We start from the raw sequence: 14,372 nt of genomic DNA, 5'->3' as shown, positions 1-14,372 counted from the left end.
AATCTAAACATATAGCGATTAGTCAGGAGTTTAGTTTGATGAATCCTAAAGTCTCTGTAATTATCCCTGCCTACAATACTGAAGTTTATATTAAGGAGGCAATAGAGTCAGTCTTAAATCAAACACTCGCTGAACTTGAAGTTATCGTTGTCGATGATGGGTCAACTGATAAAACTGTAGAAGTTGCCAAGAGTTTTACCGATGAACGTCTCAAAGTGATAGTTAATCCACAAAACCTTGGGGTTTCTGCTGCGCGTAATCTTGCTATCAAAGCAGCCCAAGGAGAATGGATTGCTGTTCTGGATTCAGATGACTGGTATGCTCATGAAAGATTAGAAAAGCTTGTGTTGCTGGCAGAACAAGCAAATGCAGATATGATTGCAGACGATGTTTATTTTATCAAAGATGGTGCAACATCTCCTTGGAGTACATTGATTCAAGAAAGTGGAGAACATATAGATAAAATTCTCCAAATTGATATCGTTTATTTCGTAGAGACAGATGTCTATGGAAAACCAGGGCTACATCTTGGTTTAAGTAAGCCTATGTTCAAACGAGAATTTTTGGTTAAACACAGCATTGAGTACGATGAAACCCTAAGCATAGCTGAGGACTTTTGGCTTGACATGAAATGCTTAATTAATGGCGCTCGCTTTTTTCTAGTGCCAGAAGCCTATTATTTCTACCGTTCACGCACTTCTTCTCTTGTACGTGAAAGCCGATTAAAACGTCTAAATCAATCTTGCATAGCTACTTATTCTTTCATGCAGCAAAAAGTTGTGAAAAAAAATCTAGCTTTAATGCGTGCTCTGTCTTATAATCTTGCAGTTTATAACAAAAATTTAGCTTACAATCAAGTTTTATTGCCTCTCAAACAAGGAAATTGGTTATTAGCGTTGAGAGAATTCCGAAAAAATCCGATCATTTTTTATGATTTTCTTTCTAGATTTAACGATATTATCAAACGTCGATTTCAATACTATGTGATGGGTAATAAATTAGTTTTTGAAATGCCTTATAATCTTCAAGTAAAACGAAGAAAACTAATGCATCCCAGTTTATATTCTCCCAAAAATAATAAATAAGTAAAACCAAAATATTGTTATAAAAATATGAGAGAAGTGAGTAATCGGACAACCCTGTGATTGGAAAGATGATAAAGCTGTACGTCTTCACAACTTGGTTGCGATGCCTACGGCGGGCTGCGCCTACGCAGCCTCATTCCAAGAAAATAATCTTGTAATCTAATTGGGTTAACAGCCAAATCATAGCTCTTATACTGACTTGTATTGGAGATAGATATGATGGAATTTAGAATATTTTTCGTGAATTTACTCCCCCTATTGAACGCCGCAAAATACTCGATCGAGTAATCATGTTCTATTTTCCAACCATAGGACTATTATGATACCTATTGCATAAGCAATAATATCTTTCCAATCAAATACACTTCCCAAAGCAACAGCCAAAACCTTGTATTTGTGTAATCCTAAATTATTTACAAAATTAAAATATTGCAGAATCTCGATTGCACAAGCAAAGGCAAAAACTGATAAAGCGACTATGGATGAATGTATATTCCAAAAAGCTTTGACAAAGCAATAAATTAATATAACTACTAAAACATCACCGATAAAAGGACGAATAAAACTATCATTTATAAAAACTGCAATACATACCTCTATTAAAAATAGTAAAAGTGTGAGATAAAAATATTTTTTATTGAAGATAAACATGGCAATCAATAGCGCTCAAAAAATACCTACTTTGACTATCAACCTCTTTAATTTTTGATAAAGTCTGTTGAAAATCCTATTATAGGACTTACGCAAGTGTCACAGAAAAATCGGATTTGTAGTTTGTAGTAAGCGGCTCTAGCCCTTATTTTGAGTATTAAAGTCCTCGTATAACAATAAACTTCTCTGTTTTGCCTTCCCTTTAGCAACTTCTGCTTTAACACTTTTGTGTTTCGCGCAGCCTGTAGCAACTTTCGTCTTCTCTGTAAGAGCTTCTGTCTTCACGTTTCGGTGTTTCGCGCAGCCTGTAACAACTTCCGTCTTCTCTGTAAGAGCTTCTGCCTTCACGTTTCGGTGTTTCGCGCAGCCTGTAAGAGCTTCTGCCTTCACGTTTCGGTGTTTCGCGCAGCCTGTAAGAGCTTCTGCCTTCGCGTTTCCGTGTTTTGCGCAGCTTGTAGCAACTTCTACTTTGACTGAAGCGTCCGCCCACCGTTAAAACGGCAGTCTAATAACCCAAGTCCATTAAAATGGACTGTAATCTTCAGTCCTCTGAGTGAGGACTTTTGCTATGAGACAGGGATTTTAATCCCTAGCGGACGTTCGGTTTCACGTTAATTTGACACCAATGGCGAGACGCCCACCTTACAAGAAAAGTTGTATATTTTTTTATTTGTCAGCCCCTAACGCCAAAAAATCCAACATCGGGGTAAGGGATAAAGGTAAATTCAAACCTTTTCCCTTTCCCCTTTAACCGAAAAGTATTGTCTTTACATCTGAATTTTGGGCTATTCCTGATACACATTTACTTGCACTGTAAGATTTAATCGGATAATCTGAGCAATCGAGATTGTTTTTCAAGAAAACCAATGAACAAATTCATACTGAGTTTGCTTTCTTCTCCAGTGCTGATTAGCTCTCTTCTCTCTATGGGAGTAATGCTGAATCACGCACAAGCTATGGAGCCAGAACCAGGAGTCAAAAGCACAGATCGTCTATCTTGTATACGCAATAAACATAAAGTGGGTTTAGTATGTGCCAGGGCTTCTGTATTGGCTCAAATTCCTAACTATCAACGTGAAATAGAGTTTTCTCAAGAAGATGCTCCCATGCTGGAGTTTAATGATGAAGAAAGCAATGTGGCAATCGACTTATTTGGTTGTGATTGTCCTGCTTGTATAAATTCTTTGCGTCAGATGCGCGGGGCGACACCCTTGGTATATTAACGTGAGTTCGATGAACCTCTCCCGGACAGCCTCCCTCTCCCACGGCGAAAGGGATGAGCAACGAGAAATTAGGGTTTTGACTTTCCTCTCCGTGTCCAAGAGGGGTCAATACGGTTCGGATAAGCATTTTTCACTTTCCTTGTGGTCTGGGGAAAGGATAAGGAGTAAAGGGGAAAGGATGTATTCAAAACCTTTCCCCTTTCCCCTTTCACCTTTCCCCATTTCCCGACCTCTTGCAAAAGGCACAAATGCCAAGAGGTCTAATGATTAGCTCGATTTTTCGACTCGCAAACCAAAGTATGTCAAAACAAGTTCGGTTGAGCCACTATTGACAACTTCGTGTACTTCTCCCGGTTCAATGGCTACGCAGTTTCCCGGAAGCAAGGGGTATTCTGTATCATCAATGTGAATTACTCCTGAACCAGCTTCTACAAAGAATACCTCGCACATATCTTGATGCGCGTGTGCTGGTGCGGTTTGTCCAGGAGCAAAACGTGCTTGAGAAAAGTTAGTTAGGTGAGGTAAATCGCCGAAGCGTAACATCACTTTTTTCTTGATTTCGGCATTGTGAGAAACCGATTCTTCAGGCAAGTCTTTCAGGGAAGTGGTAATCATTCGGGTCTTAAATCGTTAGATAATTCCACAATACCCCTAGACCCATCAATCCTGACTCGTTGACCATCTTGCAAGATCCATGTAGCACCGCGAACATCCATGACGGCGGGAATTCCATACTCACGAGCAACGATCGCACCGTGAGAAAGTCTTCCTCCAGCTTCGGCAATTAATCCTCCAGCCCTTAATAATAATGGTGCCCAGCCGGAATCTGTATAAGGTACTACCAGAATCGTATCTCGATCGACTTCTGGGACTTCTTGTAAATTTCGCAACACTTTCACCCTACCTTCGGCTTGCCCGTGACTGGCTCCAATACCTTGTAAAATTTGGTCAGAGTAGAGTTCAGAGGGAGCTAAGGGGTGAGGAGGTGTATTGCCGTAGACTAAAACAGGTACTTGAATAATCTCGCTATCTTGCAGGAATTGCGATCGCCTAAATTCCACTAACTCATTTAACTGTTCGATTAAGCTGGAATCTTCATCTCCAATTAAACGCCGCACTTCATCAAAATTGAGAAAAAAGATATCGCCTGTTTGCCTAAGTAAACCAGACTCTAACCAAATTTTCTCTAAAGCCACAAAACTCCAACGCAATTCAGCTAAAAGCCGGGAATAAACTTCGGTGACTCGTCCTTTGATATCCACGCGGCGTTGCACAAAAGAGCGTTTGCGCTTACTGGCAAAGATACTATTAATTGCGTCTTTAGCACCTGCTTGTGGTTCGTTCCCCTGCATTAACTGCACAAACATTTGCTGAATCATTTGGGGATTTTCCCGCCAAGTGGGAACGGAGATATCGGTTCCTACTTCGCTTAAGTAGCCGTAATCTTGCAGCAATTCGTTAAATTCTTGGAGGATCTTTTCTCCTTCGGGGGTTTGCTTTAATTGCTCAAATACTTGCTGTGGCTCAAACTCAACCAATATCTGCTTGGCATCTGTTGCGATCGCACTGAGCGATCGCAATGCCGCTACTTCTGGGGTGACGCTATGATCGATTTGCCCATCTTTTACCCGAAAAATCGCCTGTCTCAGAGCGGCACTCAAGGGAGCTAAAATGCTGTAATACGTTCCATAACGCAGCAACTCCAGAATAAAATCAACTCTTGCCAACAACGCGGGTGGTTCCAAGCTATCGATATCTGACTGCGCCAACTGCGACAACCCAGGAATGAATCGTTTGTGATAATCTTCCTTGAAGTCCTTTTCTAAACTTAATTCCCGCTTCAGCAACTTTCCTAGTCCTGGCAAATTTTCCCAAGTTGACTGCAAGGAAGGTTTACTTAATTTAGCTCCTCTGGTTAAAAATTCCAGACTTTCCGGCGGTAGTCCCATTCTGAGAAAAATATCTCCTAAGAGGGACGCATTAAAGTAGGCTCTGGAATAGTGCAGAGTTGCTGTTTTGGTGAAATCTAACCCCAAAGCGCGATCGCCTAAAACTAAAGTAAAAAATTCTCCCCAAACTCCACAAGTTAAAGGACGATTGATTGACCACGTTAAGGGGTGAATTACTCCAGGAATCACTTCCGCAGCGATTTTGCGTGTCCAGATGGGCAACAGAGTGGTGATTGGTCGAGATTGCAACACCCAAAGCGTTTGCCCATCATAACTCCACTCGATATCTTGAGGAGTGCCATGATAACGTTTTTCGAGTCGGTAAGTAAGGTAAGCAACTTGCTTAATTAATGATTGCGGGACTCGTCCTTGACCCTCTAATTGTACAGAGTAAGAATTTTCTGTTTCAACGACAAAAGCGCGATATTGTTCTGGTGTGATTTTTCCCGAAACGACTTGCGTCGCGCTGCCTGGAAGGGCTTCAATGATGATTGCATCGCCTTGCTGGGTAATGGGATCGCGGCTGAAAGCAACACCAGAATATACACTCTGGACTTGTTGCTGAATCAACACAGCCATTGCTGTATCATTTAAGCCGCGATCGCGTCGATATTGGACAGCGGAGGGATGATTGTAGGAAGCTTGAACTTGAGCGATCGCTTCTTGTAATGCCTCTTGGCTAGTAACATTTACAACTGTTTCATACTGTCCAGCAGCAGAAGCGTATTCTGAGTCTTCTCCAATAGCGGAGGAACGCACCACCAAAGGAGATAATTCTGATGGCTGGAGAAATTCTGTTAACCCTTCTGGATTGTCGATAGGTGCTAGCACCCATCCTTTCGGCACTGGATAGCCCCAGCGCTTAATTTGAGATAATGTTGCTGCCTTTTCTCCGACAATGGCAGCATTCAACTCTTCATCTAGAGAAACCATTGTGCGTTCGCCGCGTAAAAACTCCAACATCGCAAGAGATTCTGTTTGTGCCTCTTGGGCTGGCAGTTTCATATCATCAGCAATTTTGGTGTAAATCCAGCCCATTAAACCAGCTAAGGCCACAGCAGCAAGTATTCTGGGAATATCGCTAAAGTGCAGAAGTGCCACAAACAAAGGAAAAAGTAGCAAAACCCCAAATTTGACTAACTTTCTTGATTGCAGAATTGTAAAAGTAATACCTGCGAAGAAAGATACAAATATCGCTACCAGTGGATCGTGTACGACAAATCCCCAGACAACATTTGTCGTACCTGCTCCTCTGCCTATCCAATATCTACCGATTACCAGAGCGATTAGGGCAAGCAATTCCCAAGACGATCCATCTGGGAAGAAAATGCGGGTGAGTAAGACTGCCGCAACTCCTTTAAATGCTTCTGACAAGACTGCCAGAATTCCGACAATTTTACCCCCATGATAAAAGGCAGCTGATACACTAATATTTCCTGTACCAACTTGTGATAACTGCTTCCGTTTGAGGGCGTAAGTTATCCATGCAATCAGGGGTAATCCGCCCAAAAGGGGGCAGACAATTAAAATAACTAAGATACCCCAAGGTTCAAACATTCTGGATTTTGGATTTTAGATTTAAATTTTCCATCTAAAACCTCAAATCTAAAATCTAAAGTTTTTCTGAAATTTTTGATGGTTATTAGGGGGGTTTATTTATTAGTTGCTAAATGGACACTTGGCTAAGACGGAAACCGTTTAAGACAAGTGTCCTTCTAGACTACTAATGGTTTTAGTTTAGCGCATAGGCAGCTTGCAGCGCCCAGATTACGAGAGCAGCGATCGATCCCAGAAGCAACACGGTAGAGATAGTGACTACTTTAGGGGAATCTGCACCCTTAAATTTCATAATTCCGCGATTTAAGTCGGACACAGCTTTGTAATCCTCTGTTGTTGGAGCATGAAATATTTGTCCGTTTTGATTGTAGTCCTTCTATTTGCGGATGATGTTAAATTCACTTTAAAAATTTAGAAGTGGGGAGTGGGGATAAGGGGATAAGGGGACAAGGGGGACAAGGAGACAAGGGGACAATGAAAATAACATTGCCCAATGCCCAATGCCCAATGCCCAATCCCCAATCCCCCAGTATCATTGAAAAGCAACTCAGTATCAGAGGGTGTGAGTAGGTGAAAATAGCACTGAGCGTAATTTTGGCGGTGGTTGTGGGATTGTTTGTGGTAATTGAGGTTGGATTGCGATCGCTGTTTGGTTTTGGTAATCCCCTGATTTATATTGGCGATGAGCAAATTGGTTATTTGTTGGCTCCTAACCAACGTACTCGTCGTTTTGGGAATCGCATTGAAATTAATGAATATTCTATGCGAGGTAGTCCGATAAAAAAGATACCTGCACCTTCTGGGCTGCGAATTCTCCTCTTAGGTGATTCTATTGCTAATGGTGGCTGGTGGACAGATCAGACTAATACAATATCTAGTTTGATGATCCGTTCTCTAGCATCATCCACTAATAGTAATTATCAGGAAGTAGAAGTGCTAAATGCTTCCGCTAACTCTTGGGGGCCAAGAAATGAATTAGCTTATTTGGAGAAGTTTGGCAATTTTAACGCGCAAGCAGTGGTGTTATTAATTAATACTGATGATTTGTTTGCAACTCCTCCGACTTCATTACCAGTAGGACGCGATCGCAATTATCCAGATCGTAAACCTCCTCTGGCATTAGTGGAAGTGTGGCAGCGTTATATCGTCAAGCAAAAGCCGATTCCAGAACTGCAAGCCGTGCAAAATGAATCAGGCGATCGCGTGGGGATTAATTTGGAAGCGATCGCTAAAATTCAAGCCTTGACTCGCCAATCCAACAGCAAATTTCTGCTGGTGATGACTCCTTTACTACGAGAAATTGGTGAACCAGGCCCCCGCGATTACGAAATTAAAGCACGTCAGCGCTTGAGCGATTTTACCAAAGCACAGCAAATTAACTATATAGACTTTTTACCGAATTTTAATTCAACTACCAACCCCCAAGGTTTGTTTCACGACCACATTCACCTCAACTTGCAAGGAAATAAATTTGTCAGTGAAGTTATGGAGCGATCGCTTTTGGAAATACTGGGTGAGAAGTCACTTCATCACTAATATTCGTGTTTTAAAGCTCATCTATATTGAAACCTAGAGTTTTTTAAAAAATATTAAAAGATATATTTATGTAGGTTGGGTGGAGTGAAACGCAACCCAACATTACCACCTTATTTATATTAGGTTACGCTATCGCTGCACCCAACCTACAAAACTACGGTTTTCAAGGTAGACGAGGTTTAATTAGATTTCTGAGTATCTCTAACCAAATTATTTAACTCTTCCTGCATTTGACTTTGAACTATTTCATAACAAGCATTCACATAGTTACGATCTCTAGCTGCATCTTGACCATATCTTTCAAAAATAATTGGATGACAGATACGAGTGTGAATTTGCACAGGTAAAGGAATATTTGGCAGAGGGCCAATAGACAAGCCCCAAGGCAAACCTAAGTAAATTGGGAAAACACCAGGGTCTAATTCATATAACCACGGCAATCCCCACTGATGCAATTGTTTGACGAAATCATAGCAATCACATAATACGATCAAGCTATCATGAGCGCCTACGGAAATTACAGGAATAATTGGAACTTCTTGTTTTAAAGCTAGCTTGACAAACCCTTGATGACCGGCAAAATGAATTTTATAACGTTGGCTATGAGGACGAAACATATCATATTGTCCACCAGGATATACCAGAACGCTAGCACCTCGATCGAAAGCCGCGCTAGCCATTTTGGGATGTGCAACAATTGCTCCGAATTTCTGAGCTAATCCTGCTATTTCTGGACTCACTTTCCAAGCGTAAGGGTGCATTAGACCATACACCAAACGCTCGGTTCCAAATCTCGAAAACCAATCGTACATCATCATTATTAAATCTGGAGAAGCCATTCCCCCATTGTGAGAGCCAACCAGTAGTACTTTCCCTGTTGTTGGGATGTGATGCCATCCATCAGTTTTTACTTGAAAGTAATAACGGTAAAACCATGACCATATAGGCATCAATGATTCAATAAACTGAGGATCTCGCTGTGTTAATGAGTGATGAATCTTTTTCGAGAATTCTGATGTTAAAGTATTGTCAGCGCTGACAGAAATATTCTCTACCTGTTTTGGAAATTCCATAATTAATCGCTCATCTTCCATTAATCTTGCAAGTATCTCTGCAATTACTCTAAATTTCAATGCACCAAAATTGTCTTCACTTTTTCAGCAAGATTGATACAAGCCTTGGTGGTTTATTTTTATCTTGTTCATGGCACCATTCTTTGAAGTCTTCAAGTTGGAAGCCATGAACTTTTGCTGTGTTAAAAAAGTCTGATAAATGATGCACAAATGCCGGAATTTCAACGGACTCTTGCTGTCTTTGAAAATTAGCTTTTGTTCCTTGATATTGCTTGAATGGATGAAGCTCACAGATGAAAAAGTGTCCTCCTTTGACTAATACACGAGATGCTTCTGAAAATATCAAGCTGAGGTCTTCGATGTGTTCTAAAACCAGATTACAAGTAACTAAATCGGCAGACTCATTATCACAAGTCCATTGCTTGGTAATGTCTTCGGTAATAAACACTACATTCGCAGACCTCACTTTCTCTTTTGCCTTTTCGATCATCTGTGCTGAAAAATCGATCGCACAAACTTTCAGAGCAATCTGTGAAAGCAAAAGCGTATTTTTACCTGTGCCACAGCCAATTTCTACGACTGATTTACACTTCAAACCCATCAAGGTTTCTCTGGTGACGATTCGATCGAGATCGCGCGTCAGATTTTCGTCAGCATCGTATGTGGCTGACCAATTATCGTATGCTGCTTGAATACTCATATAGCTTCATTTTGCCAAGCAAAGGGTATCATACATATTCATCATTTCTATTTCACCGTGCGATCGCATAGTCCAAGTACAAGTGCTGCTGCCAGTGCTGCTATTGTGCGAACGTGGTTCCAGAACGTCCAATTGGTAAGATATCTAGCCCATAGGTTCGCGCCTTCAGTACTATCCGGTTTGGCGATCGCTAAGGCATCATTCAGCGGCACATTGAAGGCGATCGTCACTAGAACGGTGCCAATGAGATACAGGAGGCTACCGATAAGCAAATAGGCAGCACCAGGTTGATGCCACTTTAACACCGAGGAAATCGCTAAAAAAATGCAAGCCACAGCCGTTCCGAAGAGTGCCAACATAAACAACGGATTGATCGCACTGATATTGATGGATTGCATGGCGATAATGCCTTCCTTTGGCTGGAGTCGTGCAAGGGCATTCATGACAAAAGTCGAGAAGGCAAAGAAGACGCCAGCCACCAGCCCGCAGCCTAGTGCTGTCAAAAGCGTCAAAGAGAAGCGTAAATTATCAAAAATTACCATAAAGCCTCCTGTTAATTACTGCCCAATGCCTTATTCACAGATGGTGTTATGTCACACACAATACGCTTGGGTTAAGGGTTATTGGTGTAGATGATAGGTCTTTCAAGACGCGATAAATCGCGTCTCTACAATCTGGGTTTTGGGCCGATCCGATCGGACACGATATTATTTTATTTGCTGTTGCTCCCATCGCTAGTCTTATTACTGTGTTGCGACGCAAGCAGTTTGTTTGACGAGCGATGGCTGCGCCAACACCTCCGGTGAACGCACTGCTTGCATGTATTTACAACCTTTTGACATTAACGAGCTACAGACGACATTACTGTGAATTTGAAACAAATATTTTAGCTGTATAGCTTGGTAAGTCAGTAACTAAACCATCCTCTCCAGGTTTCACTTCTTGATTGCTAACCCAATCTCGCCAATACTCAGCAGTTGGGAAGTCTGAAATTTTATATTGATTTAGATTTTGGTCGGAGAAATTTACCACGACAATGATATGAGAATTCTGCTCATCCCAACGGGTGTAAGCCAGCACTTTATTATCTGCATTTTCGTAGAAAAACTTAATATTATCACTTTGCAAAGCTGGATTTTGCTGGCGTAGAGCAATCAACTTTTGATAATACTCAAATAAATCATGATTCTGAGCGTTTGACAATAAAGACCAATTAATCTTTTGCGGTTTGGTCACATCTTCGCTTTTTTGCTGATATTCGCCAAACTCTTCTCCCATCCACAGCATCGGTATACCCATCGCTGTCATTAACACAGCAGCAGCTAACTTAGCTCGTTCAAATGCGGCGGCGTCAAAGATGCCGCAATTGCCTAATTCTCGTAATACACGTTCGCGATCGTGGGTTGCCAAATAATTAATTACATTGGTAGCGATCGCATAACCCTGCTGTTTGGGATCTAAAATCTGCTTGAGTTGTTCTAATTCAAATGATTTCCCACAAATATATGGAATTATAAAGTAGCGAAAACTTTCATGCCAACAAGCATCTAATGGGCCATCTGGCTTGACTACAGTGTTTGTATCGGGAATGTGTTCAGCAATGTTGTAAAACTCTTTAGGTGCAGCATAACTTTTCGCTTCCTTAGTCAGCCAGTTGAAAAATTCAAAGTTAGCCAATTGCCGCACGGCATCAAAGCGAATTCCATCAATGTGATATTCCTGAATCCAAAATTTTACCACATCGCCGATGTATTCCCATGCAGGTTTAATATTTAAGTTTTTGTCGTAATTATCATAGTTAAACTCTGGTCCCCAATAATTATTTGGGTCTTCAGGATAATGTTTGTGTTCGTAGTACCAGTAATTTCGGTCAATTAGTATTAAAGGGCATTCTTCATCTGTATGGTTATAAATTCCATCCATAAAAACGCGAATGCCTCTACCATGACACTCGTCAATCAACCGCTTTAAATCTTCTGTTGAACCGTAACTAGATTCTGTAGCAAAGAAGTGGCGAATTTTATAGCCCCAGTTATAATCACCAGGGTACTCATTAACTGGCATTAATTCAATTGCATTAATTCCCAATTCGCAAAGATAATCTAACTTAGCAATTATCCCTAAATATTTGCCTTGCTCGTTAGAATCAACTTCATCACCAGTAAAATCGGCAACGTGCATTTCATATATAACTAATTCTCGGTTATCAGGCAACGGCGTTTCATCATTTTGCCAAAGGTAATTATCAACAATGCGTTGCCCATCTTGAATGCGTACTATGCCGTATTTTTCTGTTTCATTAACATCTGTCGCTTTGGGGTCAATGATATCTATCCATTGATCAAGTGCAAAATTTGGGCTTTTGGTTTGAATGCGAAATTTATATTGATAAACACCGTCTTCCAATTGGATTTTCGTGCGAAAATAACCATCTTCATCTTTTGACATGGGAATTTCTTTCCAATCTGAAAAAGACCCAATTAAAGCTGCTCCTTTGTTGCGAGGAGCAAATAATGAAAATTCAGTTAAATTTGCCATTTTCACACTTTTAAATTTTAGCTAATTACAGTAACTAAAATTATTGTGTAATATAAAATAATCAGCAGCTTCTTTCTTAAGTATTATCAATATTTTCCTAATCTGCTGAACTTCGGACAGATATTGCGATCGCTATGATTTTAAGGGTGCAATAGCTATCTAAATCATAACTAATTATGCGGACATGATATGATAGTTTTGCTCAATTGCCTCTGGGGTTTATTTCTCAAATTTGATTCCATACCTTCTGGAATTAAATGTCTATTTCAAGACAGTAAACGCAGTGACTATTTCCTGGCATCACATTACTCTTTATACTAGCTGATTTTAAAATATCTATCCTTAAAAGATGGATAGTGGGTAGTAGGAAGCAGGGGAGCATACTTCGACTCATTTCGGCTACGCGGTAGTTGAGCGCAGTCGAAACTCAATGACCAACGCTCAGTAACCGGGGGAGCAGAGGAGGATAGATAATTAATGACCAATACAACTCTTAGAGAGGCTGCACTTCGACTACGCTCAGTGACCACGCCAACGACTACGCGGTAGTTGAATCTCGACTTCGCTCGATTACCGCGCAGTCGAAACTCAGTACAAGTGACCAATGACCAATGACCAATGACAAATACTTCGACTCCCTTCGACTACGCTCAGGACAAGTCGCTCAGTACAAGTGACAAATGACTATTTACCAATATCTTCATTCCAAAGTTCGGGGTTAGTTTCAATAAACTCACTCATCATTTGTTCGCATTCGTCAAGATTAAGATCGATAACGTCCACACCGTGAGATACCATAAATTCTTTAGCACCAGGAAAAGTTCTAGATTCTCCAGCGATGACTTTTTTAATACCAAATTGTACCACTGCCCCAGCGCATAGGTAACACGGCATTAAAGTTGAATAGAGTGTTGTCCCTCTATAACTGCCAACTCTCCCAGCATTGCGGAGACAATCGATTTCGGCGTGGGTAACAGGATCGCCATCTTGCACGCGTTTATTGTGTCCTCTGCCGAGAATTTTGCCATCCTTGACAAGAACCGAACCAATAGGAATTCCCCCTTCTTGTCTGCCTTGTTTTGCTTCTTGAATTGCAGCTTTCATAAACTCATCCATATAGTTCTCCTTTTATGACAAAACAACTTGTATTAATGGATCACGATGGCGGTGTAGATGATTATCTGGCAACTATGCTGCTGTTGACGATGGATAGTATTGAACTCCTTGGTGTTGTTGTCACTCCAGCAGATTGCTACGTTCAACCGGCTGTTAGCGCCACACGTAAAATTATAGATTTGATGGGATTTTCTCATATCCCGGTAGCAAAAAGCACTGTGCGCGGGATCAATCCATTTCCTACTCTCTATCGCCGTGATTCGTTTATCGTTGACCATCTCCCCATTCTCAATCAAAGGGAAACCATTACTACGCCATTGGTTGCCGAAACAGGTCAAGATTTCATGATACAGGTGTTACGCGGCGCATCAAGTCCCGTAACGTTGATGGTCACTGGGCCGTTGACAACGGTAGCAGTGGCTTTAGACAAAGCACCAGACATTGAAGCCAAGATTCACAAAATTGTGTGGATGGGGGGTGCGTTAAATGTTGGTGGGAATGTGGAAAAAAGTCTGGAACCTGGACAAGATGGTTCTGCCGAATGGAATGTTTATTGGGATGCGGTTTCAGCAGCGCGGGTATGGCAAACCAAAATTGAAATTATTATGTGTCCTTTGGATTTAACTAACAATGTCCCGGTCACATCGGAGCTAGTATACAAAATGGGACGACAACGCCACTATCCCATCTCTGATTTAGCCGGACAATGTTATGCACTAGTTATTCCTCAAGATTATTATTTTTGGGATGTGTTGGCAACGGCTTATCTAGGACATCCAGAATTTTATCAATTGCGCGAATGGGAAACAGAAATTATCACCACTGGTATTAGTCAAGGGCGGACTAAAGTAGTTCCTGGTGGTCGGAAAATCTATGCAATGGATAAGGTAGATAAAGAGGCTTTTTATGATTATATTTTGCGGCAATGGGCAAGATAAAAAACT

At 41.1% G+C, this 14,372-nt stretch carries 12 protein-coding genes; 4 read left to right on the top strand and 8 right to left on the bottom strand.

The window, feature by feature from the left end; translation table 11 throughout:
- Positions 1–38: 38 nt before the first annotated feature.
- Complete coding sequence (locus tag NSTC731_RS30770) at positions 39–1,085, top strand: glycosyltransferase family 2 protein (RefSeq protein ID WP_445628256.1); 1,047 nt, start codon at positions 39–41, stop codon at positions 1,083–1,085.
- A gap of 288 nt (positions 1,086–1,373) precedes the next feature.
- On the opposite strand, the gene NSTC731_RS30765 is transcribed toward NSTC731_RS30770, so the two are convergent.
- The gene (locus NSTC731_RS30765) at positions 1,374–1,736 is read right to left on the bottom strand and encodes a ribosomal maturation YjgA family protein (protein WP_445628255.1); all 363 of its coding nucleotides are present in this window, start codon (positions 1,734–1,736) and stop codon (positions 1,374–1,376) included.
- 866 nt (positions 1,737–2,602) lie between these two features.
- Between NSTC731_RS30765 and NSTC731_RS30760 the strand changes: the two genes are divergently transcribed.
- Complete coding sequence (locus tag NSTC731_RS30760) at positions 2,603–2,959, top strand: hypothetical protein (RefSeq protein WP_445628254.1); 357 nt, start codon at positions 2,603–2,605, stop codon at positions 2,957–2,959.
- Positions 2,960–3,226: 267 nt separating this feature from the next.
- Here NSTC731_RS30760 and NSTC731_RS30755 read toward each other — a convergent pair whose 3' ends face one another.
- Both NSTC731_RS30755 and NSTC731_RS30750 read right to left on the bottom strand, forming a co-directional pair.
- The gene (locus tag NSTC731_RS30755) at positions 3,227–3,574 is read right to left on the bottom strand and encodes a cupin domain-containing protein (RefSeq protein WP_445628253.1); all 348 of its coding nucleotides are present in this window, start codon (positions 3,572–3,574) and stop codon (positions 3,227–3,229) included.
- Entirely contained in the window at positions 3,571–6,465 is a 2,895-nt protein-coding gene (locus tag NSTC731_RS30750; RefSeq protein WP_445628252.1) for a glycerol-3-phosphate acyltransferase, read from the bottom strand. Before NSTC731_RS30750 ends, NSTC731_RS30755 begins: the two co-directional genes overlap by 4 nt.
- A gap of 570 nt (positions 6,466–7,035) precedes the next feature.
- On the opposite strand from NSTC731_RS30750, the gene NSTC731_RS30745 reads away from it, so the two are divergent.
- Positions 7,036–8,001, top strand: a complete 966-nt coding sequence (locus NSTC731_RS30745) for an SGNH/GDSL hydrolase family protein (RefSeq protein ID WP_445628251.1) — start codon at positions 7,036–7,038, stop codon at positions 7,999–8,001.
- A 179-nt stretch (positions 8,002–8,180) separates the two neighbouring features.
- On the opposite strand, the gene NSTC731_RS30740 is transcribed toward NSTC731_RS30745, so the two are convergent.
- The 5 genes from NSTC731_RS30740 to NSTC731_RS30720 all read right to left on the bottom strand — a co-directional run bounded on the left by NSTC731_RS30740 (position 8,181) and on the right by NSTC731_RS30720 (position 13,428).
- Positions 8,181–9,074, bottom strand: a complete 894-nt coding sequence (locus tag NSTC731_RS30740; protein ID WP_445628250.1) for a lysophospholipid acyltransferase family protein — start codon at positions 9,072–9,074, stop codon at positions 8,181–8,183.
- Between the two features lie 76 nt (positions 9,075–9,150).
- On the bottom strand, positions 9,151–9,774 hold the full coding sequence (locus NSTC731_RS30735) for a class I SAM-dependent methyltransferase (protein WP_445628249.1): 624 nt from the start codon (positions 9,772–9,774) through the stop codon (positions 9,151–9,153).
- A gap of 47 nt (positions 9,775–9,821) precedes the next feature.
- A complete protein-coding gene (locus NSTC731_RS30730; protein ID WP_445628248.1) occupies positions 9,822–10,316 on the bottom strand; it encodes an anthrone oxygenase family protein in 495 nt (164 codons plus the stop codon).
- A gap of 319 nt (positions 10,317–10,635) precedes the next feature.
- Positions 10,636–12,312, bottom strand: a complete 1,677-nt coding sequence (locus NSTC731_RS30725; RefSeq protein ID WP_445628247.1) for an alpha-amylase family glycosyl hydrolase — start codon at positions 12,310–12,312, stop codon at positions 10,636–10,638.
- 684 nt (positions 12,313–12,996) lie between these two features.
- A complete protein-coding gene (locus tag NSTC731_RS30720; RefSeq protein WP_445628246.1) occupies positions 12,997–13,428 on the bottom strand; it encodes a nucleoside deaminase in 432 nt (143 codons plus the stop codon).
- A gap of 14 nt (positions 13,429–13,442) precedes the next feature.
- On the opposite strand from NSTC731_RS30720, the gene NSTC731_RS30715 reads away from it, so the two are divergent.
- A complete protein-coding gene (locus NSTC731_RS30715; RefSeq protein ID WP_445628245.1) occupies positions 13,443–14,366 on the top strand; it encodes a nucleoside hydrolase in 924 nt (307 codons plus the stop codon).
- Positions 14,367–14,372: the final 6 nt, after the last annotated feature.

The organism is Nostoc sp. DSM 114167, assembly GCF_052692655.1.
The sequence above is the reverse complement of the archived record's forward strand: the minus strand, read 5'-3'. Positions and strand labels throughout refer to the sequence as shown.

Excerpts from the sequence above, each read along its gene's own strand:
- NSTC731_RS30770 (WP_445628256.1), top strand. The coding sequence starts at position 39 with ATGAATCCTAAAGTCTCTGTAATTATCCCTGCCTACAATACTGAAGTT.
- NSTC731_RS30765 (WP_445628255.1), bottom strand. The coding sequence starts at position 1,736 with ATGTTTATCTTCAATAAAAAATATTTTTATCTCACACTTTTACTATTT.
- NSTC731_RS30760 (WP_445628254.1), top strand. The coding sequence starts at position 2,603 with ATGAACAAATTCATACTGAGTTTGCTTTCTTCTCCAGTGCTGATTAGC.
- NSTC731_RS30755 (WP_445628253.1), bottom strand. The coding sequence starts at position 3,574 with ATGATTACCACTTCCCTGAAAGACTTGCCTGAAGAATCGGTTTCTCAC.
- NSTC731_RS30750 (WP_445628252.1), bottom strand. The coding sequence starts at position 6,465 with ATGTTTGAACCTTGGGGTATCTTAGTTATTTTAATTGTCTGCCCCCTT.
- NSTC731_RS30740 (WP_445628250.1), bottom strand. The coding sequence starts at position 9,074 with ATGGAATTTCCAAAACAGGTAGAGAATATTTCTGTCAGCGCTGACAAT.
- NSTC731_RS30735 (WP_445628249.1), bottom strand. The coding sequence starts at position 9,774 with ATGAGTATTCAAGCAGCATACGATAATTGGTCAGCCACATACGATGCT.
- NSTC731_RS30730 (WP_445628248.1), bottom strand. The coding sequence starts at position 10,316 with ATGGTAATTTTTGATAATTTACGCTTCTCTTTGACGCTTTTGACAGCA.
- NSTC731_RS30725 (WP_445628247.1), bottom strand. The coding sequence starts at position 12,312 with ATGGCAAATTTAACTGAATTTTCATTATTTGCTCCTCGCAACAAAGGA.
- NSTC731_RS30720 (WP_445628246.1), bottom strand. The coding sequence starts at position 13,428 with ATGGATGAGTTTATGAAAGCTGCAATTCAAGAAGCAAAACAAGGCAGA.
- NSTC731_RS30715 (WP_445628245.1), top strand. The coding sequence starts at position 13,443 with ATGACAAAACAACTTGTATTAATGGATCACGATGGCGGTGTAGATGAT.